The 22,478-nt window shown below is 62.7% G+C and carries 19 protein-coding genes; 6 read left to right on the top strand and 13 right to left on the bottom strand.

Features of this window, described 5'->3' with window-relative positions:
• Window positions 1-112 precede the first annotated feature (112 nt).
• Genes D3250_RS12105 through D3250_RS07390 form a run of 3 tightly spaced genes read right to left on the bottom strand, consistent with a single transcriptional unit; the run spans window position 113 to window position 5,287 of the window.
• Window positions 113-3,646 (bottom strand): 2Fe-2S iron-sulfur cluster-binding protein, encoded by a 3,534-nt coding sequence (locus tag D3250_RS12105; protein ID WP_119902716.1) that lies wholly within the window; start codon window positions 3,644-3,646, stop codon window positions 113-115.
• Window positions 3,643-3,894 carry a sarcosine oxidase subunit delta gene (locus D3250_RS07395; protein WP_225973207.1) on the bottom strand — a complete coding sequence of 84 codons (252 nt, stop codon included), beginning with the start codon at window positions 3,892-3,894 and terminating at the stop codon, window positions 3,643-3,645. The genes D3250_RS12105 and D3250_RS07395 overlap by 4 nt, the downstream gene beginning before the upstream one ends.
• Before the next feature lie 58 nt (window positions 3,895-3,952).
• Window positions 3,953-5,287: an FAD-dependent oxidoreductase gene (locus D3250_RS07390; RefSeq protein ID WP_119902714.1), complete on the bottom strand. Its 1,335-nt coding sequence runs from the start codon at window positions 5,285-5,287 to the stop codon at window positions 3,953-3,955.
• Window positions 5,288-5,777: 490 nt separating this feature from the next.
• Here D3250_RS07390 and glnT point away from each other — a divergent pair, with 490 nt between their 5' ends.
• The 5 genes from glnT to D3250_RS07365 are packed head-to-tail and all read left to right on the top strand — an operon-like array spanning window position 5,778 to window position 11,345.
• Complete coding sequence (gene glnT / locus D3250_RS07385) at window positions 5,778-7,175, top strand: type III glutamate--ammonia ligase (RefSeq protein WP_119902713.1); 1,398 nt, start codon at window positions 5,778-5,780, stop codon at window positions 7,173-7,175.
• Between the two features lie 45 nt (window positions 7,176-7,220).
• The gene (locus D3250_RS07380; protein WP_119902712.1) at window positions 7,221-8,366 is read left to right on the top strand and encodes an ammonium transporter family protein; all 1,146 of its coding nucleotides are present in this window, start codon (window positions 7,221-7,223) and stop codon (window positions 8,364-8,366) included.
• A 53-nt stretch (window positions 8,367-8,419) separates the two neighbouring features.
• Window positions 8,420-9,313: a class II glutamine amidotransferase domain-containing protein gene (locus tag D3250_RS07375; RefSeq protein WP_119902711.1), complete on the top strand. Its 894-nt coding sequence runs from the start codon at window positions 8,420-8,422 to the stop codon at window positions 9,311-9,313.
• On the top strand, window positions 9,301-10,011 hold the full coding sequence (locus D3250_RS07370; protein ID WP_119902710.1) for a glutamate synthase: 711 nt from the start codon (window positions 9,301-9,303) through the stop codon (window positions 10,009-10,011). The genes D3250_RS07375 and D3250_RS07370 overlap by 13 nt, the downstream gene beginning before the upstream one ends.
• Entirely contained in the window at window positions 10,011-11,345 is a 1,335-nt protein-coding gene (locus D3250_RS07365; RefSeq protein WP_192892574.1) for an FMN-binding glutamate synthase family protein, read from the top strand. The genes D3250_RS07370 and D3250_RS07365 overlap by 1 nt, the downstream gene beginning before the upstream one ends.
• Before the next feature lie 11 nt (window positions 11,346-11,356).
• On the opposite strand, the gene D3250_RS07360 is transcribed toward D3250_RS07365, so the two are convergent.
• The 10 genes from D3250_RS07360 to rimP all read right to left on the bottom strand — a co-directional run bounded on the left by D3250_RS07360 (window position 11,357) and on the right by rimP (window position 20,400).
• Window positions 11,357-12,220: a class I SAM-dependent methyltransferase gene (locus tag D3250_RS07360; RefSeq protein WP_119902708.1), complete on the bottom strand. Its 864-nt coding sequence runs from the start codon at window positions 12,218-12,220 to the stop codon at window positions 11,357-11,359.
• Window positions 12,217-13,224: a bifunctional riboflavin kinase/FAD synthetase gene (locus tag D3250_RS07355; protein ID WP_225973206.1), complete on the bottom strand. Its 1,008-nt coding sequence runs from the start codon at window positions 13,222-13,224 to the stop codon at window positions 12,217-12,219. Before D3250_RS07355 ends, D3250_RS07360 begins: the two co-directional genes overlap by 4 nt.
• A gap of 10 nt (window positions 13,225-13,234) precedes the next feature.
• Window positions 13,235-13,693, bottom strand: coding sequence for a hypothetical protein (locus D3250_RS07350; protein WP_192892573.1), 459 nt, complete (start codon window positions 13,691-13,693; stop codon window positions 13,235-13,237).
• A complete protein-coding gene (locus D3250_RS07345; RefSeq protein WP_119902706.1) occupies window positions 13,675-14,031 on the bottom strand; it encodes a hypothetical protein in 357 nt (118 codons plus the stop codon). The genes D3250_RS07350 and D3250_RS07345 overlap by 19 nt, the downstream gene beginning before the upstream one ends.
• Before the next feature lie 5 nt (window positions 14,032-14,036).
• Window positions 14,037-15,005, bottom strand: coding sequence for a tRNA pseudouridine(55) synthase TruB (gene truB / locus D3250_RS07340; RefSeq protein WP_119902705.1), 969 nt, complete (start codon window positions 15,003-15,005; stop codon window positions 14,037-14,039).
• Window positions 15,006-15,022: 17 nt separating this feature from the next.
• Window positions 15,023-15,493, bottom strand: coding sequence for a 30S ribosome-binding factor RbfA (rbfA, locus tag D3250_RS07335; RefSeq protein ID WP_119902704.1), 471 nt, complete (start codon window positions 15,491-15,493; stop codon window positions 15,023-15,025).
• Window positions 15,494-15,585: 92 nt separating this feature from the next.
• Window positions 15,586-18,360 carry a translation initiation factor IF-2 gene (gene infB, locus D3250_RS07330; protein WP_119902703.1) on the bottom strand — a complete coding sequence of 925 codons (2,775 nt, stop codon included), beginning with the start codon at window positions 18,358-18,360 and terminating at the stop codon, window positions 15,586-15,588.
• A 139-nt stretch (window positions 18,361-18,499) separates the two neighbouring features.
• The gene (locus tag D3250_RS07325) at window positions 18,500-18,787 is read right to left on the bottom strand and encodes a YlxR family protein (protein ID WP_119902702.1); all 288 of its coding nucleotides are present in this window, start codon (window positions 18,785-18,787) and stop codon (window positions 18,500-18,502) included.
• A gap of 40 nt (window positions 18,788-18,827) precedes the next feature.
• Entirely contained in the window at window positions 18,828-19,796 is a 969-nt protein-coding gene (gene nusA / locus D3250_RS07320; RefSeq protein ID WP_119902701.1) for a transcription termination factor NusA, read from the bottom strand.
• Window positions 19,797-19,818: 22 nt separating this feature from the next.
• Complete coding sequence (gene rimP, locus D3250_RS07315; RefSeq protein WP_119902700.1) at window positions 19,819-20,400, bottom strand: ribosome maturation factor RimP; 582 nt, start codon at window positions 20,398-20,400, stop codon at window positions 19,819-19,821.
• A 51-nt stretch (window positions 20,401-20,451) separates the two neighbouring features.
• On the opposite strand from rimP, the gene D3250_RS07310 reads away from it, so the two are divergent.
• Window positions 20,452-22,284: a proline--tRNA ligase gene (locus D3250_RS07310; RefSeq protein WP_119902699.1), complete on the top strand. Its 1,833-nt coding sequence runs from the start codon at window positions 20,452-20,454 to the stop codon at window positions 22,282-22,284.
• The last annotated feature ends 194 nt before the right edge of the window (window positions 22,285-22,478 follow it).

The raw sequence follows: 22,478 nt of genomic DNA, 5'->3' as shown, positions 1-22,478 counted from the left end.
CCGCGGACTGCAGCACAGCGACTTACTACCCTACCGCACTGGCGGGCCGTGTACAGCACTGTGACCTGTGGCAGCAGGACAGCACAAGTCACCAGGGCATCAACGGACTGCGTTAGGAATTCAGCACGGGACCGGAGACCGGGTATCCGCTCTCGGTGACCCCACTGCTGCGTCCGGCGTCCAGCAGCGTGGAGTGCAGATACCGACCGGACGAGCGCTCGCAGTGAAGGAGGTACCGACGGATGCCGCCGCGGTCGTACCGGATCAGGTCCGTAACCACCCCGGCCATACTGGTACGGAGGGCCGCCCCATCAGACACCATGTCGTCGGAGAGATCGATGGCGCACACAGCGGCCAGCAGGTCGGGCGCGGATTCTCCCATTAACTGGAACAGTGCCCGCCCGTGAGTCAGGTCCACCACAGAAGCGTGTTCCTCGGCCGTCTGCGTAACTTCCCTCAGTTCGTCCAACACTGCGGCCCGCTCCCCGGGTTCGGCCAGAACCATCCACTCCCCCGGGCCAGATCCCACCACCAGCCTCCCGTCACCTGAAGGAGACACCCGACCGAACCCCGTAGGCATACTCTCTGCGATGGGGCCGTCGGGGGCCGCCCGTACGCTGATCTTCGCCAAGGGGGAGACGTCTGCGAGGGTCAGCGGCGCCGAGCTTTGGCTCGCTGAGACCTGCCAGTCATCGATACTGGTCCGCTGCCCCTGCACCACAACAGGCCCTCGTGCCACTGGGGCGGCGTACTCCACCGTCTCCTCAGGAAGCGTGTCATTGTTCAACCGATTCCCTTCGGGGTCAACATGCGCCAGCTGAGGCATCACGGTGCCTTCGACGGTCCTACCGTCGGTCAGGCGAATTTTCAGCACAGTGCCGGGGTCGCTCAACGCGCGCTCCACCTGGCCCAGACAAATGGATCGGCCCAGGGTCGGCGAATGCCGACTAGAGGTGATGCGTCCACCAATCCTTCCGGTGGGAAGAATAATCTGAGCGGCTTCCTCCGGGACGGTTCTCGGATCCACCGGCTGGATCGCCACCAGCTGGGGCCCTGCCCCCTGCTCCCGCTGCCAGACCAGTTCAGGTTTTCCTGCGAAGTCGTCCTTGTCCAGCTTGACCGCCCAATCCAGTCCAGCGCTGTAAGCCTTGGTCAGCCCGTCGGTGTCCTGGCCGATGATGAGGTGTCCCTTCTCCAGACGCAGCACGCGCTGAGCCTCAACTCCGAACGGCCTGACCCCAAGATCCTCCCCTGCGTGCAGCAGCGCTTCCCAGACGTGCAAACCGTAGGAAGCTGGTACGTGGATCTCATAGGAGAGTTCGCCGGTGAACCCGATCCGCCAGAGAATGGAATCGTCCACCCCTGCCACACGACCGGTGCGCACCTGCATGTACCCGAATGCCTCGGCGGAGAGATCCACCCCTGCGGTGAGACGTGACAACAGCCTCCGCGAGTGGGGACCCGCCACATTAATGCTGGTATACGCAGTAGTGAGCGGGGTGACATGGACCTGCCAGTCCGGGTGCATGGTTTGCAGCCACTCCTCCACCCATTCCCATACTGCCCCGGCCCCCGATGAGGTTGTGCTCATCACATAGTGTTCCTCGTCCAGCCGGGCGGTGACGCCGTCGTCGAACACCACCCCGTCCTCGGCGCACATGACTCCGTAACGCACACGACCGACGGCCAACCGCGACCACTTGTTGACGTAGAGCTGGTTGAGCAGCTTGGGCACATCCGGGCCGCGCAGGTCTAGCTTGCCGATTGGGGTCACGTCGATGATGCCCACGCCCTGCCTCACCGAATTCACTTCAACCAGCGGATCCCCATAGCGCTCAGGCCGGATCCATTGTCCGGCGACAAGCGGCACAGCCCCATGGGACTCGTGCCACGGCTGCAGCTCCGAGTAGCGCACCGGATCATAGTTCCGTCCAGCAAGGGCTCCCAGAGTCACGGAAGTGTACATCGGCCGCCATGTGGTGGCACCAGTTTCCGCAATGGTCTTCCCGTTGGCCTCAGCGATGACGGCCAGCGCATTGACCAGCTCCAACTTCCCCTGGGAGGGCCCCATGGTCACGGTGGTGTAGCGCTTAGCCAGCTCGGCTGAGTCATACCCCTCGCGGACCGCCGACTGCAGGTCCCGGGATGAGACGTCCTCGGAGAAGTCCACGATGCCGTGTGTGGAGGAGCGGAACAGCTCCGGATGCTGCGGAATCGGCAAGGAACTCATTGGGGGTGCAGTCCCGGCATTTGGGTGGCCGCCTGCGGGGAGACTGGTTGGGACCGTCGCGGCGATGGCGTGGCGTTGCTGCAGTGCATACTGTGCTGCGTGGGACCCCACGGCAGCTCCATGATTTTGAAGCTGGTTGAGTTCACCGTCGCCAACCAGACCTCCGGTGCCATAGATTCCTGCACCTGGCTGCGCGCCGGGCAGAAAGCGGGCGGCCTGGGGCACATAATTAGGCACCACCCCGGACATGTTCAGCAACGACGTCGGCGCGGTCCAACCGGTTGCGGTGACCAGGAGGTCCGCCTCCACCGTCGTGCCGTCCGCCAGCTCGACCGCCTGCAGCCTCTTACGACCGCGCGCCCGCAACACGTCGCCTCCGGTGCGAGCATCGACGACTTGGGCTACCTCGATCCCGGCGCGCCTGAGATCTTCGACAGCCGCATCGCCCTCCGGATTGGCGGTGAGCACCACTGCGCGCTCTCCCGGAGCCACCGCGTGCAGACCGATGAGCCTCCGCGCTGCGCTGGAGAGCATGACTCCGGGAAGATCGTTTCCAGCGAAGACATAGGGGCGTTCGATCAGTCCCGGAGCCACAACCAGGCTTTGTGTGCGCGTCTTAAGGATCCGTTCGGGCATTCCCGGCTCAGGGTCGCGCTGCACCACCGCGCACCAATTCCCGTCATAGCGAGCCGCTACAGTGGCATTGGTCAGCACCTCGATCCCATCGGCCTCCAGGACCTGCCGTGCAAGGTCCGCCGCCGCGGCTGGGTCAGCCCAGCGCAGGTGTCCGCCCAGCTGATGCTCCTCCTCCACAAGCATCACTCGGGCCCCGGTTTGTACTGCCGACAGTGCGGCGGCCATACCCGCCGGGCCTCCCCCGACGACAAGCACATCGGTGTGGGCATTGCGCTTCTCGTAGACTTCGCCGCGGGTCTGTGGTTCAACTCTTCCGGCATGAACAAATTGGCGCAGCACACGCTCGTACACCGGCCACAGGACGCGTGGCCACATGAATGTCTTGTAGTAGAAGCCCGGTGCCAGAAAGCGGCCGCCTAACTGGGTAGCCGCTTTGAGATCAAGGTGAAGTGAGGGCCAGGTGTTCTGGGACGAGACGCGCATGCCTGCCCTGAGCAGTCGGTGAGCGGCTCGCACATTAGGCTCGTCATCGACCTGCAGCATGCAACCTGGATCATGCATTGTCGCGGTCAGCACCCCGCGCGGCCGATGGTATTTGAAACTCCGGGAGAACACATCCTCTCCCGCCGCGGCGAGTGCGGAGATGATGGTGTCTCCTTCATAACCTGAACGCCGCCGGCCGTTCCAGGAGAACTCCAGGACCCGATTCCGATCAATCACCTCGCCTTGCTGCGGAGGCAATCGTCGCGAATGTTGGGGGCGTCGCTCGGTCGAGGTCATCGTGGCCCTCCTTCAGACCATTGCGTCGCGTTAGTGAAGGTGTCACGGATGACGCTGACGAAGCGCCGGCACCCGGCCGCGTGGTACCACGTTTCCTCAACTGGGCCGTACGGATTCGGCCTGAGATAGAGATACCGGCGCCATTCTTCCGCCGACGCTGTTGCCGGGTCCGGTCGCGGCGCGTGGGGACCATGATGACGAAACTCGGTAGCGTTGCGCGGCCCGCACCACGGGCAAGGTATCTGCATCACGGGAAGGACCTCCTAAAAGTAGTTGTTGACGGGGACAGTTGCCGCCGCGAATGGGTCAGTGGCCCACCGCAGCAGCACCCTTCTCACCGACGAGACGACCGGAGCGAAATCGATCCAGTCCGAAATCCGCAATGATCTCAGGGGAACGATCACTCACGATGCACTCGGCCATGGCCTCCCCTGCCACCGGACCGGCTTTGAAACCGTAGGTACCCCAGCCGACGTCCACGAAGAAGCCCCCTACTGGGGTCGGTCCAATAATGGGTGAATAATCCGGGGTCATGTCACAGAGTCCGGACCATTGGCGCAGCAACCGCATCTTCGACAGTCCGGGCATCAGTTTGAGCACATTGGAGGCCAGCCCTTCGACGAACTCGAGCGAACCTCGTACGGAGTAAGAGGTGAACGGATCGACGCTGGCCCCGAACACCAGCTCCCCGCGATCGGTCTGGCTGACGTACACATGCAGGCTTCCGGATACCACGACAGTGTCCAAGAACGGCTTCACCGGTTCTGTCACGGCGGCCTGGAGGGGTGAGGTGGTCACCGGCATCTCAACTCCGGCCATCTCTGAGATCAAGGTCGACCAGCCAGCGGTGCAGTTCACGACCGTAGCGGTGGAGATATTACCGCGCGTGGTCCGAACACCGGTGACACGGCCGTGGTGGACATCGATGCCGGTAACTTCTGTGTCCTGATGCAAGTGCACCCCGAGACCGGCTGCGGCCCTGGCATATCCCCAGACGACGGCGTCGTGGCGGATGATCCCGCCCGGAGGATGGTAGAGCGCCCCCAGTATCGGATAGCGCGTCCGGTCGGAGGTGTCCATGCTGGGTACGAGCTTCTTGATCTCATCAGGGTCGATCACCTCGGAGTCGACACCTTGGGTCTTGTTCACCTCAGCCCGCCATCGCATGGTTCTCAGCCCGCCATCATTGTGGGCCAGGGTCAGGTGCCCGCGCTGGGAGAACATCACGTTGAAGTTCAGCTCACCAGCCAGGTTCTCGTACAGTTTCAGCGAGCGGTCATAGAACCTGACCCCCTCGGGAGTCAGGTAGTTAGACCTAACGATGGCTGTGTTACGACCTGAGCCGCCCCCGCCAAGGTAGCCCTTATCCAGGACCGCGATTTTTCGAACACCGTGGTAGGCCGCTAGGTAATAAGCCGTGGCGAGACCGTGCAGGCCCCCACCGATGATGACAACGTCATAGCGGGGTTCCACGTCATGTTGGCGCCAGACCTTCGCCCAGTCCCCCTGAGTGAAACCCTTGGAGACCAGGCGCAGTGCGGAATAGCGGGGTCGCGGGGTCCCACGAGACCGTCCCGGGGAAGCCCTCCATGCCCCAGAGTCACCAGTCTGACCTTTCTTCACCACGGGCCTCTTCTTCATGCCTTACACTCTCTGGTTTCATTGTTCGAATATGCATTCGATGCAAGAATTTCAGGGCACCTCAGAAATGCGAGTCTGGTTGTCCAGGATACTGATCGATTTAAATTGAGATAGTTGCATGTCCATAGAATACAAAAATTTACACGAATAAGTATCGTCGCAGACAGCTCATAAAGTCATAGTCCGCCTGGTCTACAGGAACTAAGTGTTAATGGTAACGAAATAGAATCACGCACCCACGCTGCTGTCAAGGGACTATGGTCCCATCGGAACTCGTTGAAGCGGATGCCACACATGGCCGATTTACGGTCCATCCAGGCGCAACTCAGCCGCGAGAGAGGCGGCAGACCGTGGAGTGCCGGGCTATTGACACATTACTGGCGGTGATGTCAAGCTGGCAGAACGGAGAAAGTCCACCGAGACGCAGAGAATTGGTCCTTTGCTCGGCTTCCGATCCTCCCGTCACTGCGATTAGAAGAAAGGCCGCATCGTGACAAATGCCCCGGAATCTAAAGACGCTGTTAAAAAAGTTCTCGATGAAAACGATGTTGATTTCATTTTTGCTTCATTTACTGAAGTTCGAGGAAAATCCAGTGCGAAGTTAGTTCCCTCTTCCCAACTGGACAACCTATTTTCAAACGGCGCAGGATTCGCCGGCTACGCCGCCGGTGAGATCGGCCAGGGTCCGCACAGCCCAGACATCGAGGTCATTCCTGATCCGCGAACGCTGCGTGTGGTCCCGTGGAAGAGGGGGCTCGCCCACGTGATCGGAGATGCGCGAGTCGATGGAGAGGAATGGCCATACTGCCCTCGCACGATCCTTCGCAAGCAGACCGAACGGGCCAGAGACCTGGGTTATGTCTTTAAGATTGGATTTGAGGCTGAGTTCACCCTCGTCGATTTCGATGAGAACGGCAGACTCATGGTGGCTGACCGCCTCGACAACTGGCCCAAGCCCTGTTACGACGTCAAGGGGCTGACCCGTCAGTACGATTTCGTCACCCGCCTCTCGCAGTACGTGACACAACTGGGCTGGGAGAACTACGCGGTCGATCACGAAGATGCCAACGGCCAATTCGAATGCAACGTCACCTTCTCCGACGCCATGGAGACCGCGGACCGTTCGGTGTTCTTTCGGTATATGACCGAGACGGTGGCACAGGAATACGGCGTCATCGCCACTTTTATGCCCAAACCCTTCACCGACAACACCGGCAACGGGTTCCATTACACGATGAGCCTGTGGGACGCCGAACGTGACATCAACCTCTTCGAGGACCCCGACGACCCGCGCGGACTCGGACTCTCGACCCTGGGCTACCAGTTCGCCGCCGGTATCCTGGAACATGCCCCTGGATACATGGCTATGGTCAACCCCACCGTGAACTCCTACAAGCGAATGAAGGCTGGCACCGAATCCGTGCGGACCTGGGTACCGGTCGCAGTCACCTACGGAGGCAACAACCGGACTCAGATGCTGCGCGTGGCCAGGGTCGGCGCGATCGAGGATCGCACCCCGGACTTCTCCGGCAGCCCGTATCTGGGGTTCACCGCAGCATTAGCTGCCGGTTTGGACGGAATTGAAAGAGAACTCGACCCCGGCGAGCCCAACACCAGCAACCTCTACGACGTTCCACCGCAGGTGCTCGAGGAGCGCGGAATCCAAATGCTCCCGCACAATCTCATGGAATCAGTGCACCACCTTCGGAAGGATGAAGTCCTGCGCCGAGCTTTCGGGAAGGTCCCGGTGGACGGCACCTATGGAGAGCCGACGGACAGGACGGAGGATTTCGTGGACTATTACGCACGCATGAAGATGGACGAATATCACGAGATCGCGGACATGGTCACCGACCAGGAGGTCCGGCGTTACCTGCAGTTCCCCTGAGCGACGGGCGCGAACACCAGCGCCCCTGGACCTAGGACGGCCGATATGTTCAAACGTTCCATTCTCACCACACTGCTAGTCTGCCTCGCGTTGGTGGTGCAGCCTGCGGCCGCTCACGCAGCAGAGGTCAACGAACAGACCACCCACCTGTTCCAGTACCACCGCGGACAGGACGTCCTGTTCATGCTCATGCTCGTCGCGTTCCTGATGCTGTTCATCAGGCGCTACGAATGGGGCGTAGCTCTGGCCACCCTCCTCGTTCTCTCGGTCAGCTGGCCGCTATATCTGATCGGCCACACTCAACTCCTCGGCCAAGAGCTGAACATCGAGGCCATCATCCTGGCACTCTTCGCCTCCATCACGCTTGTCATTGCCATCGGAGTCTTTCTGGGCCACATCTCCACGATCCACTACATCCTGGCCGGCGCGCTGTTCGTCCCTGCCTACATGGTCAACGAGTGGTTCCTCTTCGAGTTCCTCGAAGGCGTCTTTGACTCCGGAGGGTCCATTCTCGTTCACATGTTCGCGGCCTACTGGGGATGGGGAGTCATCCTGGCACTACGGAACAGGAGGGTCAACGATCAGCCCATGAAAACAAGTGTGCACAGCGTGTCGTTCGTCTGGCTCGCCAGCATGCTGTTGTTTGTGCTTTGGCCCTCATTCGTGACCGCCCTGCTCCCGCCAGAAGAGATCATCCCCGGGATGATCAACACTTATCTGGCGCTCATGGCCGCCACTCTGGTCACTTACGTTCTGCTCTATGTCCTGAAACGCACAATCGATCCGCTGATCTTCACCTACGCCATCCTCGCCGGAGGGGTAGCTATTGGAGCCACAGTGGACATCGCCAATCCTTGGCAGGCGTGGCTGATAGGGCTGGTGGGAGGCATCGCCTCGACTCTCTCCTTCATCTACATCAACGACTGGCTGTGTCGGAAGACCGGGGTTTTGGACACCATGGGGGTCCAGAACCTGCATGGCATCCCTGGCATCGTCGGTGGTCTGGCCCCGATCATCATCATCGGTGCCGGGTGGAGCCAGCTGGGCGCGGTGGTCGGCACCTTCATCATCGCTCTGGCTACCGGACTGGTCACCGGTTTCATCCTTCGGTTGTTCAAACCTCCGGCAGTGATGCTCGACGATTCGGAATCTTTTCCCACCGACACAATGCGAGCCACCGATCCCGCATGAACACCCACATGGTCCTGTGACCACCCACTACAGCAGAAAAGGAGGCTCGTTTCATGTGCGGGATCATCGGTCTTCACCTCAGGGATCCGGAGCTTTACCCACGCCTCGGCCCGCTCATGGTCCAGATGCTGCAGGGCATCGTCGTCCGTGGGCCGGACTCAGCCGGCGTCGCCATCTACGGCGACAGGTCTCGGTGTCCGGAAGGACAGGCAGCCGTCTCTCTGCTCAACGCGCCCGAAGACCTGGCAGTCGCCGTCGCCAGCGAACTTCCCGGCGTGGAGAAGGTGCGAGTCGAGTTGGTCGGTGAGACCACGGTTCTGACCGCAGAAACGTCTCCTGAAATGCTTGCTTCCGCTGTCATCACCGTGGCACCTGAGAGCCGGGTGGTGGGGATAGGTGAAGACATGGTGGTCTATAAGGGCATCGGCAATCCCAATGATTTGGCGGGGACGTACCGACTTCAGGATGCCCAAGGATGGCAAGGCATCGCCCACACCCGGATGGCCACCGAGTCTGCGATCAACGCCGAAGGGTGCCACCCGTTCTCTGTGGGTGTCGGAGTGAGTCTGGTCCACAATGGATCATTCTCCAACTATGCGACGATCCGGCGTGAGCTTCAGCGTGGCGGAATCTCCTTCGACTCCCTGAACGACACCGAGGTCGGAGCTCGATTTGTCGCCTCGCGCCTTGCGGAGGGAGACGACCTTGCCACCGCTCTGACTGCCCTGGGGGACAAGTTCGACGGTTTCTACACATTGCTTGTGACCACGGAGCATGGGTTCGCCGTCGTGCGGGACGAATTCGCCTGCAAGCCCGCGATTATCGCTGAGCATCCCCGGTGGGTGGCCATGGCCTCGGAATTCCAGGCACTGGCAATGCTGCCGGGCATCGATGAAGCTCACGTGTTCGAGCCACTACCAGGACGGGTATACGCATGGAAACGCTGAAACAGGGGACCGCTGAGATTGACCTCGCAGTGCAGAGCGTGCGGGAACTCAACGCCGAGCTCCACGCTCCGAACGCTCAGCGGTACGTGGTCAGACACCCGAGAGGAGCCCATGCCGTGGCGGCTGGGGTCAACGCTCCCCTTGAGGTGCAGATCGATGGTGACGTCGGCTATTACTGCGCCGGAATGAACCAGGAAGGACTGATCACCGTGGAAGGTTCCGCCGGGCCGGGCGTGGCGGAGAACATGATGTCTGGGGTGGTGCGTATCAGAGGCAATGCCTCACAGTCCGCCGGAGCGAGCTCGCACGGTGGCCTGCTGATCATCGAAGGCAACGTCTCCACTCGGTGTGGTATTTCGCTGAAGGGTGGAGACATCGTCGTCGGCGGAAATATGGGCGCCATGGGCGCCTTCATGGCGCAGGCCGGGCGAATAGTGGTCTGCGGAGACGCTGGTGACGGCCTTGGAGACTCGATATACGAAGCCGATATCTACGTCCGTGGCACGGTCGGGACCCTCGGGGCGGACTGTATTAAAAAGGACATGGGTCCCGCTCACCGTAAGGCCCTCCGAGACCTGCTGGCCCAAGCTGACATGGCACCACAGGCGGAGAAGCAGGACTACCTAGACGGCTTCTCCCGATACGGCTCAGCCCGCAAGTTGTACCACTTCACCCACGAGCATGCCAGGAGTTACTGATGCGCAGCCCTGAAGACCGTGGCCTTCGTGAGTCCGCGACTTTTGATCGCGCTGCCATCGCAGCCATACAGGCCGCCGCGACGACCGGTGTCTATGACATCAGAGGTTGGGGGGCCAAGCGGCGCGTCCCGCACTTCGATGACCTCCTTTTCCTCGGATCCTCGATGTCTCGGTACCCCTTGGAGGGGTACCGAGAACGGTGCGACTCCGATGTGGTGCTGGGGGACTTCCACGGCGCAGAGCCCATCCACGTGCAGGTCCCTGTCACCATCGCGGGCATGAGCTTCGGGGCACTCTCCGCCCAGGCCAAGGAGGCGTTGGGCCGGGGTGCTTCCGAGGTGGGCACCGCGACCACGACAGGTGACGGGGGCATGACAGAGGAAGAGCGCGGACACTCGGATAAGCTCGTTTACCAACTGCTGCCCAGCCGCTACGGGATGAACCCGGACCATCTTCGCGCCGCAGACGCGTTGGAGATCGTTCTGGGCCAGGGGGCCAAACCCGGAGGTGGCGGGATGCTGTTGGGGCAGAAGCTCTCCGACCGCGTTGCGGACATGCGCACCCTGCCGGCCGGTATCGACCAGCGAAGCGCCTGCCGTCATCCTGACTGGACGGGGCCGGACGACCTGACCATCAAGATCCACGAACTGCGCGAGATTACTGACTGGAAGAAGCCCATCTTTGTGAAGATCGGAGCGTCCCGGCCCTACTACGACGTCAAGCTGGCGGTGGCCGCCGGTGCCGACGTGGTGGTGCTGGACGGAATGCAGGGCGGCACGGCCGCCACCCAGGAGGTTTTCATCGAACACGTCGGGATCCCCATCCTTGCCGCGCTGCCGGAGGCGGTTCAGGCTCTGCAGGAGCTGGGCTTACACCGCAAGGTGCAGCTGATCGCTTCCGGGGGGATTCGTCACGGAGCCGATGTCGCCAAAGCCCTCGCGATGGGCGCCGATGCCGTCTCCATTGGCACAGCCGCACTTATCGCCTTGGGCGACAATGACCCCAAATACGCCAAGGAGTATGACGAACTCGGCTCTGCGGCTGGCTACTACGACGACTTCCAGGACGGCCGCGACCCTGCGGGCATCACCACACAGGACCCACGCCTGGCGGCTCGACTGGACCCAGTAGAAGCCGGCCAACGGCTGGCCAACTACTTGAGGGTGCTGACGCTGGAGGCGCAGACTCTGGCCAGAGCCTGCGGCAAGTCTCATCTTCTGAGTCTTGAGCCTGAAGACCTGGTCTCGCTGACTGTGGAGGCGGCTGCGATGTCTCGCATTCCACTTGCGGGGACAACCTGGGTGCCTGGTGCCGGCACCCGTGACTCCGACTGAGCCCCGAAATCTCACCTACGACGGGCCGTATGCAGGACGGTGATCTGCGGCAGCACAACCGGGTCCTCTGGCCCGAGACCGCTCTCATGCAGCAAAAAGTCTTCAAGATTGGACCGTCGCTTATCACGTTCGGCTGACCCGGCAGAGAGCCATGAGCTCAAGGTTGTTGCGTAGCGGAAGATTTCCGTGACAGTCAGAGTGCGCGACCACCGATATTCGACGCGGCACGCTTGGTCGAAGAGTGCGGAGTCCAGTCTGGGCTTCCAACCGGGGCGGTAGACATCACCGGCGCGCATGATCCGGGTCAACCGGTGGACGGTGGGATCAGCGGTGTCCAAGTAGTTCCAGATCAGCGCCAACACCCCGCGGGGCTTCAGCAGCCGGACCGCCTCCGCCTGAGCCGCGGCAGGATCGAACCAGTGCCAGGCCTGGGCTGCAACCACCATGTCCGCGCAGCCGTCCCGAAGGCCGGTGCTCTCATATGATGCGCAGTGTCCCTGTAACGTTGAGCCGCGCTCGAGCACGCCGCGGGATCTTGCCAGGAGGAGCTCGAGCATAGGGGCGCTGGGCTCCACTGCGTGCACGTGGGCACCCGCTGCCAGCAGCTGCCGGGTGAAGATGCCTGTGCCTGCGCCGAACTCCACCACACTGGGCGGCTGCTCGTGGGAGTCACCGCCCACCTGTCGGGAGCGAGCCAGAGCGAGCGTCTCCCCAACGGCCTGGTCCGGGTACTGGGGGCGGACTGCGTCGTACACAGCCGCTTCCGCTGCGGACTGCTGATCAGCGAAGGACCCCGCTAACTGCTGTCGTCGCTGCTCAGAGACTATCTGCGGCTGCTCGTCGGAGCGCCGTTTGGGCCGGTTCGGCGGCCTCATTTCCCACGGAGAGCGGACACAGGACCAGCTCCGCGGGAGGCCGTGAGGACCTGGTGAGCCGCCTCCACATCCTTGTACATCTGCTCAACTAACTTGTCGACGCCCTCATAGGCCACCATGCCGCGCAACCGGTCCACGAACTCCACCCGGAGATGCTGGCCATAAAGATCAAACTCCTCAACCTGCTCCTCCGGACGGTCCATCACATGCGCCTCGACCACCCGAATGAGGCCGTCGAACGTGGGGTTAGAGCCTACAGAGATCGCCGCTGGCCACCGGTGGTGGTGCGCGTCGGTCACCCACCCTGCATAGACGCCGTCGGCTGGGACCATGCCCTCGGCCTCCTGAGAGAGGTTGGCAGTGGGAAAACCGAGCTCACGGCCGCGGGCCTCGCCATGCACGACTTCTCCCACCACGGCGTGGGCACGTCCCAGCATCCCGGCAGCAGATGCGACATCACCCTCTTGGAGTGCCTCCCGTATTGCCGTAGAGGAGCATCGCGCCGCAGACTCACCTTCAGTGGGGCTGTCTACCGGGAAGTCGTCGACGCCGATGACGTCGAATCCGAAGACCTCGCCCAGTTCCACCATCGTGGAGAAGTCACCCTGGTTATTGCGCCCGAAACGCACATCACGGCCAATGACTACAGCAACTGGGCTCAGCGCCTCCACAAAGTAGCGCCGTACAAAGTCCTCTGCAGTGTGTCCGGCCAACTCTGTGGTGTAATTCAGCACAAGTGTCGCGTCGACTCCGCTGGACTGCAGTCGCGCCAGCTTCTCTCCCAGACCGGTCAGCAGCTCGGGGGCCGACTCCGGGCGGTGGACCAGGGCGGGGTGAGGGTCGAAGGTCAGTGCCACCGCTGCCGCACCACGGCGGCGGGCAGTCTCAGTCAGCTGCGCCATTACGTGCTGGTGCCCGCGGTGCACGCCGTCGAAGTTTCCGATGGTGAGCACGGTCGGGCCCAGATCAGAAGGGACGTCATCGAGCCCATAGTAGATACGCACGGCGTCCATCCTACGGCCGGTGGCGGAAGAGCCAGAAAAGGCCCACGAACGGCAGGATCAGTGGAATAAACCCATAGTCACGGCCGAAGCCTCCCCACACTGTTGCTACATCGAACAGTTCAGGCTGCACCAGGGTCCACGCGCCCACCCCGATCACACCGACCATCTCGATCAGCACCGCCACCAGCGCTACTCTCCAGGCCGAAGTCGAGGTTCGGGCCAGAGCCAAGGTGGCCACCATGTACACCACGGCGGCGAATGCTGAGAGGGTCAGCGCCAAGGGCGCATCGACGAACTGCACTTTGCCTTCCTGCGGGAAGGGGGTGATCTGGTAAAACGCCCGCGCGAAGGCGCTGACGGCGAAGATGCCGTAGGCAGTGATGATCAGGGTGCCCACACCCCGGTTGCGGGGGGTCTTCGACGGCGTCGTTCCAGCGCCGTCACCCGAATCTACAGTGCGGTTCCCCACCAGATCTCCTCCATGCGGTACACCATGACAAACACCACAAGTCCTACAAAGCTCATCACCAGATTAGACCAACGCGTCTTGTCCACCATCGCCCAAATGAAGACTCCCACCGGCAGCATCAGAGCAGTGATGATGTACCCCCAGAACTCCCAGGCCTCGCCGACGGTTGAAGCGCCCATCACCTGTCGCACACCGGCGTAGATGCCGTAGACGATCAGATACAGTTCGATCGCAGCCAAACTGATGATGGAGGAATCCGCAGGGTGCGCACGAACGGCCGTCATGGTCCAGCAGACCAGTGTGGAGAGGGCGCAGATCACCGTGCCCAGGATGAACATCGCCGTCACAGCGCAAAGACCAGCTCTGGCTTGGCCTGAAGGGCTTGTGTGTTGGCTGCAGCGGCTTGGGCAGCATCCGGCGACGACGAAGCGCCCGACTTGGCGGGGATATCCTGCAGCAGCGCCACCAGCTCCCCGTCGGGGGCGAATGCGGCGGTGAGCTCGGGTGAGGCACTGGCGGTGATACGTCGGCCGTGGCGCAGGTGCTCAGCTTCCTCGGCGCTCACCCGGCGGGCGGGGAAAAGCTGTGCGGCCGCCTCAGCCAGGCCAATGTACCCGAAGTCTTCGGACAGCTGGTCCATGGTCAGACACTGGTCAACTCGATACGGCCCGACCGCTGTGCGGCGCAGAGCAGTGAGGTGTCCGCCGGTGTCCAGGAGTTCACCCAGGTCCCGGGCGAGGGCACGCACATAGGTGCCCGAGGACACGGAGACATCGATGTCTGCATCCACCAGCCTGCCGCCCTCCACACGTCTGATCTCTCCGAGGGTGAAATGATGAACGCTCACTTGGCGCGACTCAAGCTCGAAGTCCTCCCCGGCCCTGGCCTTGTCGTAGGCCCGCCGCCCCTCGACCTTGATAGCGCTGACCGTGCTGGGGACCTGCATGATGTCGCCGGTGAGTTTGGCCACCGCCTGTTCGATCTGCTCATGGGTGATCGCATTGGCGAAGCGCGTGGCGACAATCTCCCCCTCAGCGTCGTCAGTCGTGGTGCTCTGCCCCAGCCGAACGGTGGCAGTGTAAGTCTTGCTCACACCAACAATATGGGTCAGCAGGCGGGTGGCACGGTTGATGCCGACCACCAGCACTCCGGTGGCCATCGGATCCAACGTTCCGGCATGACCGACCTTGCGCGTGCCGGCAAGTTTCCTGATACGCCCGACGACGTCGTGACTGGTCCAGCCGGCCGGCTTGTCAACAAGGACAAGGCCGGAGCCGACCTCCAGCTCTTCAGGGCGTTGCTTCTTGGCCACAGTCCCGCTGACGCTCCTCAGCGATCTTCCGGTGTGGGCCGGTCGCCCGGGGCGTTGGCCTCACCTGCATCGGCGTCGGAACGGTACGGGGACTCGTTGACAGGTTCGGCCCCCTCACGAAGAGCCCGAACCTGTTCATCCTGCTCCCGCGCCTTGCGCAGCAGTTCCTCCAAGTGTGCCGCAGACTCGGGGATCTCATCGGCGGTGAACTCCAGGGTGGGTGTAAGGCGGATGCTCAGCTGCCGACCCACTTCGTGGCGCAGCACGCCGCGGCTGGCCCAGAGCAGCTCCACGGCCCCCTGCTTGGTCTCTTCGTCTTCAGCCATAACGGTGTAGTAGAGGGTGGCGTGCTGCAGGTCGTTGGTGACCCGTGCGTCGGTGATGGTGATCATCTCCGCCCGGTCATCCTTAACCCGGGTACGCAGGGCTTCAGCCACAATCACTTTGATGCGGGACGCTAGACGCGACGCGCGTGCTGGATCTGCCATAGATGCCTCCTTGGCTCTGCTGCCGTGAGTCTTTCGGCCGGCCACGAGGGTTGTCACCCTGCGACCGGCCGAAAGTCAGACGACGGTTGGTGTTAGGTGCGCGGGATCTCGCGCATCTCCCAGGTTTCGATGATGTCGCCCTCTTTGAGATCGTTGAAGCTGCCGAGTCCGATACCACATTCGAACCCGTCGCGAACCTCCGTGGCGTCGTCCTTGAAGCGACGCAGTGACTCGATGGCGAGGTTGTCACCGACCACGTTGCCGTCGCGAACCAGGCGCGCCTTGGCGTTCCTACGGATGATTCCGGAGCGCACGATCGAGCCTGCGATGCTGCCGAACTTGGAGGAGCGGAAGACTTCACGGATTTCCGCGCTGCCGAGCTGGACCTCCTCGTACTCCGGCTTGAGCATGCCCTTCAGTGCCGCTTCGATGTCATCGATTGCCGCGTAGATAACCGAGTAGAAGCGCATATCTACACCTTCACGGTCGGCGAGGCTCGTGACACGCTCCGCCGGGCGGACATTGAAGCCGATGATGACTGCATTGTCCACTGTGGCGAGGTTGACATCATTCTGCGTAATGGCGCCTACACCGCGGTGGATCACTCGAAGCTGCACGTCGGCTCCGACGTCGATCTTCAGCAGCGCATCTTCCAGGGCCTCGACGGCACCCGAGACATCACCCTTGAGAATCAGGTTCAGGGTGTCGATCTTGCCTTCAGCCACAGCCTGATCGAAGTCTTCCAGAGTGATGCGTTTGCGGCGCTTGGCCAGCAGAGCGTTGCGCTCGGCCGCTTCGCGCTTCTCAGCGATCTGCCGAGCGGTACGGTCGTCGTTGGTGACCAGGAAGCTGTCGCCGGCCCGCGGGACGGTGGACAGTCCGAGCACCTGAACCGGACGGGACGGCGTGGCCTCCTCGACAGCTTCGCCAGTGTCGTCGAACATCGCACGTACGCGGCCGAAGCCGGTCCCTGCGACCATATTGTCCCCTACTCGCAGAGTGCCGGACTGCACCAGAACCGTCGCCACGGCACCGCGACCCTTGTCCAGGTTGGCCTCGATGGCGACGCCGCGCGCAGCCTTCTTGGGATTCGCGGTGAGTTCCAAGGCCGCATCTGCAGTCAGCAGGACAGCTTCCAGAAGCTCGTCGATGTTGATGTTCTGGATCGCCGATACGTCGACGAACATGACATCGCCGCCGTACTCCTCTGGGATCAGCTCGTACTCAGTGAGCTGACCGCGAATCTTGTCAGGCGCTGCACCTTCTTTGTCGATCTTGTTAACGGCCACGACCACCGGGACATTGGCTGCCTTGGCGTGGTTGAGAGCCTCCACCGTCTGCGGCATGACGCCATCGTCGGCAGCGACCACCAGCACAGCAATGTCGGTGACCTTCGCACCACGGGCACGCATCGCGGTGAACGCCTCATGTCCGGGGGTGTCGATGAAGGTCAGGGCACGCTGTTGGCCCTCGTGCGGTACGTCGACCTGGTAGGCGCCGATGTGCTGGGTGATGCCTCCGGCCTCACCTTCGGTGACCTTGGACGACCGGATGGCATCCAGCAGCCGAGTCTTACCGTGATCGACGTGACCCATCACGGTCACGACGGGGGCACGGGCTTCGAGGTCCTCTGCGGACTCACCGGCTGCTTCGTCGTCCAAATTGATGTCGAAGGACTCCAGAAGTTCGCGATCCTCATCCTCCGGGGAGACGATCTCTACCTTGTAGCCGAGCTCCTCGCCCAGCAGGTGGAAGGTCTCCTCATCCAGGGACTGGTTCGCGGTGGCCATTTCGCCGAGCTTCATCATGACCGTAATCAGAGCTGCGGGCTCTGCGTTGATCTTCTCCGCGAAGTCCCCCAGGGAAGAGCCACGGCGCAGCCTCACCACGGTGTTGCCGTCACCCTTGGGAACACGCACTCCACCAATTTCACGGGTGTGCTTCTGCTCCAGCTCCTGACGCTTTGCGCGCTTGGACTTGCGGGCTTTGGACTTGGATCCGCCGCGGCCGAACGCGCCGGCTGCGCCGCCTCGTCCACGACCGCCACCTCGTCCACGCGGAGGTCCTCCTCCTGGAGGGCCTCCTGGAGCGTTGCCGCGGCTCGGAGCGGGCGATTGGCCCGGCATCATTGACGGCTTAGGAGCTCCCGGCCGAGGTGGCGCCCCGGCAGAGCGGCTTCCTTCTGCGCCAGCGGGGCGTGGGGCTCCTGGACGCGCGCCGGGACGTGGTCCGCCTCGTTCGCCGCCGCGCATACCCTGGCGGGGAGCGAACGGGTTGTTCCCTGGGCGTGGACCGCCGGGACGAGGGCCGCCGCCCGGACGGGGTCCGCTGGGCCGGGTGCTCTCGCGCTCTGAGGCTAAGCCAAAGGGATTATTTCCACCGCTGCGTGGCTTAGGGCCACCCGGCTTGGCGCTTGGCGGCTTGGGTCCGCTGGGCTTGGGACCGGGGGCGGGAGGCTTGGGTCCACCAGGCTTGGGTGCAGAAGACGACTGTGCAGGAGCCTGAGGCTTCTCAGCAGCAGGCTTCTCAGGTGCTGGCGCGGCTTCAGGCTGTTCCGGCTTGGACTCAGCCGGCTCAGCCTTGGCTGGTTCCGGCTTGGCAGGCTCGGGCTTCACCGCAGGGCCGGGTTTAGCACCAGGTTTGGCGCCACTGGGCGCGCCGGGCTTCTTCGGTGTCGGCTTGGCAGCAGGCTTCTCCGCAGGCTCTTCGGTCTTTGGGAATGCTGCTCGCAACTTCTTAGCAACAGGGGGCTCAACAGTCGAGGATGGGGACTTGACGAACTCGCCCATCTCCTGGAGCTTTGCTAATGCTTCTTTAGATGAGACGCCAATGTCTTTGGCGATCTCATGTACGCGGGCCTTGGCCACTGTTCTCCTTGTCTGGCCCGCGCGATGCCCCGCCAGTCAAGCGGGGCTTGACGTCAGCGGCTCATCGAATCAGGCCGTTTAGCGTGATTGATTTCCGAACGTGAATGGCGCTCATGATAGGGAGCTCATCCGTCGGTGCTCATCGGGTGTTCATCTCTTTCCAACCCGCCTTCTTCGCTGTGGTCAACCGTTCGAAGTCTTCGAACGCTAGCTGTGCCGTATCGACCGGCTTTCGGAAGGCCCGATTGAAGGACCTCCGCTTAAGCGCGGTCTCGAAACATTGTCGACTGCGGTGCAGCCAGGCCCCTCGGCCCGGCCGCTTCCGCTCGGCATCCAGGACAACCTGATCGCCGTCGAGCACGAAACGTACTGCACTGTCCTGCTCAGTTTGCGATCGGCAGCCGACGCACGTCCTGATTGGGACCATAAGAGTCTATCAGTGCGGTCAAGAACCTGCGGCCTGAGCCTCAGGCCGCCGCATCCGAGACGATGTCTATCCGCCACCCGGTGAGTTTGGCCGCGAGCCGGGCGTTCTGCCCCTCTTTTCCAATGGCGAGGGACAGCTGATACTCCGGTACCACGACACGGGCGGAGCGAGCCGCCTCGTCCAGTATGGTGACTGAACTCACCTTTGCCGGCGACAGTGCGTTGGCGATCAGGCGTGCAGGATCGTCGCTGTGATCAATGATGTCGATCTTCTCGTCATTGAGCTCGCTCATCACAGCGCGGACGCGGGAACCCATGGCCCCGATGCATGCACCTTTGGCGTTGATGCCTGACTGGGTGGCGCGCACCGCGATCTTGGTGCGGTGGCCTGCCTCCCGCGCAATCGAGGTGATGTCGACTGACCCGTCGGCAATTTCGGGCACCTCGTGGGAAAACAGCTTCTTGACCAATCCGGGGTGGGACCGCGAGAGCGTAATCTGGGGACCCCTGAAACCCCGATGAACGTCGACCACAAACGCACGCAGGCGCGACCCGTGCACGTAAGACTCGCCGGGGACGTGTTCTTGGGCTGGCAGGTCAGCTTCAACTCCGCCGATGTCCACCTTCACCGTGTGCGGGTTGCGGTCCTGCTGGACGATGCCGGAGACCAGCTCACCCTCCTTGGACTTGAACTCGCCAATGACGCCCTCGTCCTCTGCGTCGCGTATACGCTGCATGATGACTTGGCGCGCAGTCGAAGCCGCAACTCGTCCGAAGTTCTTGGGGGTGTCGTCGAACTCGCCGATCACCTGGCCGTTCTCATCGGTTTCCTTGGCCAGGATCGTCACATGCCCCGTCTTCTGGTCAATCTCAGCGCGGGCCTGCTGCAGCGCTCCGGGACTCTTGTGGTAAGCGAGCACCAGGGCCTGCTCAATTGCCGGCATCAGCCGTTCGAGAGGTATGTCACGCTCTTGCACCAGCATGCGCAGAGCGCTCATATCGATATCCACTTGTGCCTCCGGTCAACCTTCTTCAGTCTTTGTGTGAAAACTCTACCTGGACACGAGCCCGGGCGATGGACCCGAAGCTGAGATGAGTGTCTGGGCCGATCTTCGGCTTCATGCCTTTCTTGGGTGCGGGAATCACCTCCGCCACGACAACGCCCTCCTCATCCACCTCTTTCAGCCGCGCAGTCATCGCCGCATCGCCCCCAGAGCGTTCGTCGGCGGTTCTGTCGATCTCCAACAGCCTGCCTATGTTTCTGCGGAAGTGGCGGGGCTCGGTCAAAGGCCGCGTGGCGCCGGGGGTGGTGACCTCGAGATCGTAGTTGTCCAGAGCGGCCAGGGGTGCGGCGGCGTCGTTCTTCTCAGCCTGATCAAGCACCACCGAGAGCGCTTCGGAGACTCCGGCAACAGTGTCCAGATCTACCGTGTCGGTGCCCTCTTCGAAGTCGACGGACACCTGGAGCACGGTGCGCGGGCCGCTGCTGGCCACTGCGACCTGCTCCACGTACAAGCCGTGCGCATTGACTGTGGGTTCGATCAGGGCTGCCAGCTGCTGAGCCCGGGCGTCGGGGAATCGTTGGTCTGCGGAGGGGCGTGGTGGGACTGCCATGTGTCCCATTCTGCCAAACAACGGCGGGTGTGCCCGACTAGACTCGTTCACATGACCACACGCCTGTCCCACCTTTTCCTGCGCACACTGCGCGACAATCCTGTTGATGCCGAAGTGGCCAGCCACCGTCTTCTGGTGCGTGCCGGGTACATCCGCCGTGCCGCCCCAGGCATCTACTCATGGCTGCCGCTGGGACTGACGGTGCTGCGCCGGCTGGAGCAGATTGTGCGCGAGGAGATGAATGCCATCGGTGCCCAGGAGGTGCACTTCCCCGCACTTCTGCCAAAAGAGCCCTATGAGATCTCCGGTCGGTGGAAGACCTACGGAGACGGGATCTTTGTGCTCGGGGACCGGAAATCCGAAGAGGTGGAGCCACGAGTGCGCCGACCCAACTACCTGCTGGCGCCCACCCATGAAGAGATGTTCACCCTGCTGGTTAAGGACCTGTACAGCTCGTACAAAGACCTGCCGGTGAACCTCTATCAGATTCAGACCAAGTACCGGGATGAGGCGCGTCCCCGCGCGGGACTGCTGCGTGGTCGGGAGTTCGTCATGAAGGACTCCTACTCCTTCTGCGTGACCGATGAGGATCAGCACGCAGCATATGAGGCCCACCGTGCAGCCTATGTGCGAATCTTTGACCGGCTCGGCCTGCCCGCCGTGCCGGTCGCGGCGGACAACGGGACTATGGGCGGTTCGGCCTCGGAGGAGTTCCTCTTCCCCTGTGATATCGGTGAAGACACGTTCGTAGAATCCCCGGGCGGATACCGGGCCAATGTGGAGGCAGTCACCAGCGTGCCCCCGGAGCCCGAGGCGTACGACGACGCCCCTGCTGCCGTGGTTCACCACACCCCCGGCACGGATACCATCCAGACTTTGGTGGACGCTGCCAATGCTCACCACCCGCGGCAGGATCGGCCATGGACAGCTGCCGACACTCTGAAGAATGTGGTGGTTGTAGTGGTCACACCCGACGGCGAGCGTCACGTGGCGATCATCGCGGTGCCGGGTGACCGGGATGTTGACTTCAAACGGGCCGAGGCGACGATCGGCAGCACCCTCGGGATCGAGGGGGAGATTTCAGTCGAGGCGGCCGAGTCTGAGGATTTCGCCCGCCATCCAGGCCTAGTGGCCGGTTACATCGGGCCCGGGATGAGTCTGGACGCTGCACATCTGGGGAAAGACTCCGCCACCGGAATCCCTTATCTCGCGGATCCGCGAATCGTCAGTGGCTCCCGGTGGATCACCGGCGCGAATCAGTCGGATTACCACGTGTTCGGCCTAGTTGCCGGGCGGGACTTCACCTGGGATGCCCCCATCGAATCGGTAGTGGTGCAGGACGGCGACCCTGCACCTGACGGGTCGGGTCCGTTGAGCACGCGCCGCGGCATCGAGCTGGGGCATATCTTTATGCTGGGCCGGTACTTCTCCGAGGTGCTGGGCCTGAAGGTACTGGATGAAAACGGCAAGCAGTCCACCGTTGCCATGGGCTCCTACGGTTTTGGGGTGACGCGCGCGCTGGCTGCACTGGTGGAGGCCAACCATGACGATCGGGGCATCATCTGGCCGGCAGCTGTTGCTCCAGCCGACATCCACCTGGTGGCAACCGGCAAGGGCTCAGAGGTCTTCGAGGCTGCGGAGGAGTTGGCTCAGCAGTTGGAGGCCGCAGGACTGTCAGTGATCTACGACGACCGGCCGAAGGCCTCCCCCGGCGTGAAATTCGGCGACGCCGAGCTGGTGGGCGTACCGACGATCGTGGTGGTCGGCCGTGGGCTCGCCGATGGGAACGTGGAGGTCAAGGACCGTCGGAGCGGCCAGGCTGAGAACGTCACCCTCACGGGAGCTGTCGCTCACCTGGTGGAACGGGCTGCCACCTTGAGGTGAGGCGCAGGGCGCTTCCCGGTGCGTTGCCCGCGCAGCTACGCGCGTCCCTGCGGCTGCCTTTCCGCGCGCACCTCGGCACGCGCCTCCACGCCCACCTCCGAGCGCACGTTCGCGTTTTACCCTGCCTTGCCGGGCACACACCGCCGCATAGCGCGGGGGCGTCCCGTCGAGGCGGGGTAGGAGTGGACCATGCG

Source organism: Nesterenkonia natronophila, assembly GCF_003595215.1.
In the GTDB taxonomy this organism is placed as follows: Bacteria; Actinomycetota; Actinomycetes; order Actinomycetales; family Micrococcaceae; genus Nesterenkonia; species Nesterenkonia natronophila.
Note: the sequence above shows the minus strand (reverse complement) of the source record. Positions and strands in the feature narration are given on the sequence as shown.

Bases quoted from the DNA above. Each gene is read 5' to 3' on its own strand.
- D3250_RS12105 (WP_119902716.1), bottom strand. From the start codon at position 3,646: ATGACCTCGACCGAGCGACGCCCCCAACATTCGCGACGATTGCCTCCG.
- D3250_RS07395 (WP_225973207.1), bottom strand. From the start codon at position 3,894: ATGCAGATACCTTGCCCGTGGTGCGGGCCGCGCAACGCTACCGAGTTT.
- D3250_RS07390 (WP_119902714.1), bottom strand. From the start codon at position 5,287: ATGAAGAAGAGGCCCGTGGTGAAGAAAGGTCAGACTGGTGACTCTGGG.
- D3250_RS07380 (WP_119902712.1), top strand. From the start codon at position 7,221: ATGTTCAAACGTTCCATTCTCACCACACTGCTAGTCTGCCTCGCGTTG.
- D3250_RS07375 (WP_119902711.1), top strand. From the start codon at position 8,420: ATGTGCGGGATCATCGGTCTTCACCTCAGGGATCCGGAGCTTTACCCA.
- D3250_RS07370 (WP_119902710.1), top strand. From the start codon at position 9,301: ATGGAAACGCTGAAACAGGGGACCGCTGAGATTGACCTCGCAGTGCAG.
- D3250_RS07365 (WP_192892574.1), top strand. From the start codon at position 10,011: ATGCGCAGCCCTGAAGACCGTGGCCTTCGTGAGTCCGCGACTTTTGAT.
- D3250_RS07360 (WP_119902708.1), bottom strand. From the start codon at position 12,220: ATGAGGCCGCCGAACCGGCCCAAACGGCGCTCCGACGAGCAGCCGCAG.
- D3250_RS07345 (WP_119902706.1), bottom strand. From the start codon at position 14,031: ATGTTCATCCTGGGCACGGTGATCTGCGCCCTCTCCACACTGGTCTGC.
- rbfA (WP_119902704.1), bottom strand. From the start codon at position 15,493: ATGGCAGATCCAGCACGCGCGTCGCGTCTAGCGTCCCGCATCAAAGTG.
- D3250_RS07325 (WP_119902702.1), bottom strand. From the start codon at position 18,787: ATGGTCCCAATCAGGACGTGCGTCGGCTGCCGATCGCAAACTGAGCAG.
- rimP (WP_119902700.1), bottom strand. From the start codon at position 20,400: ATGGCAGTCCCACCACGCCCCTCCGCAGACCAACGATTCCCCGACGCC.
- D3250_RS07310 (WP_119902699.1), top strand. From the start codon at position 20,452: ATGACCACACGCCTGTCCCACCTTTTCCTGCGCACACTGCGCGACAAT.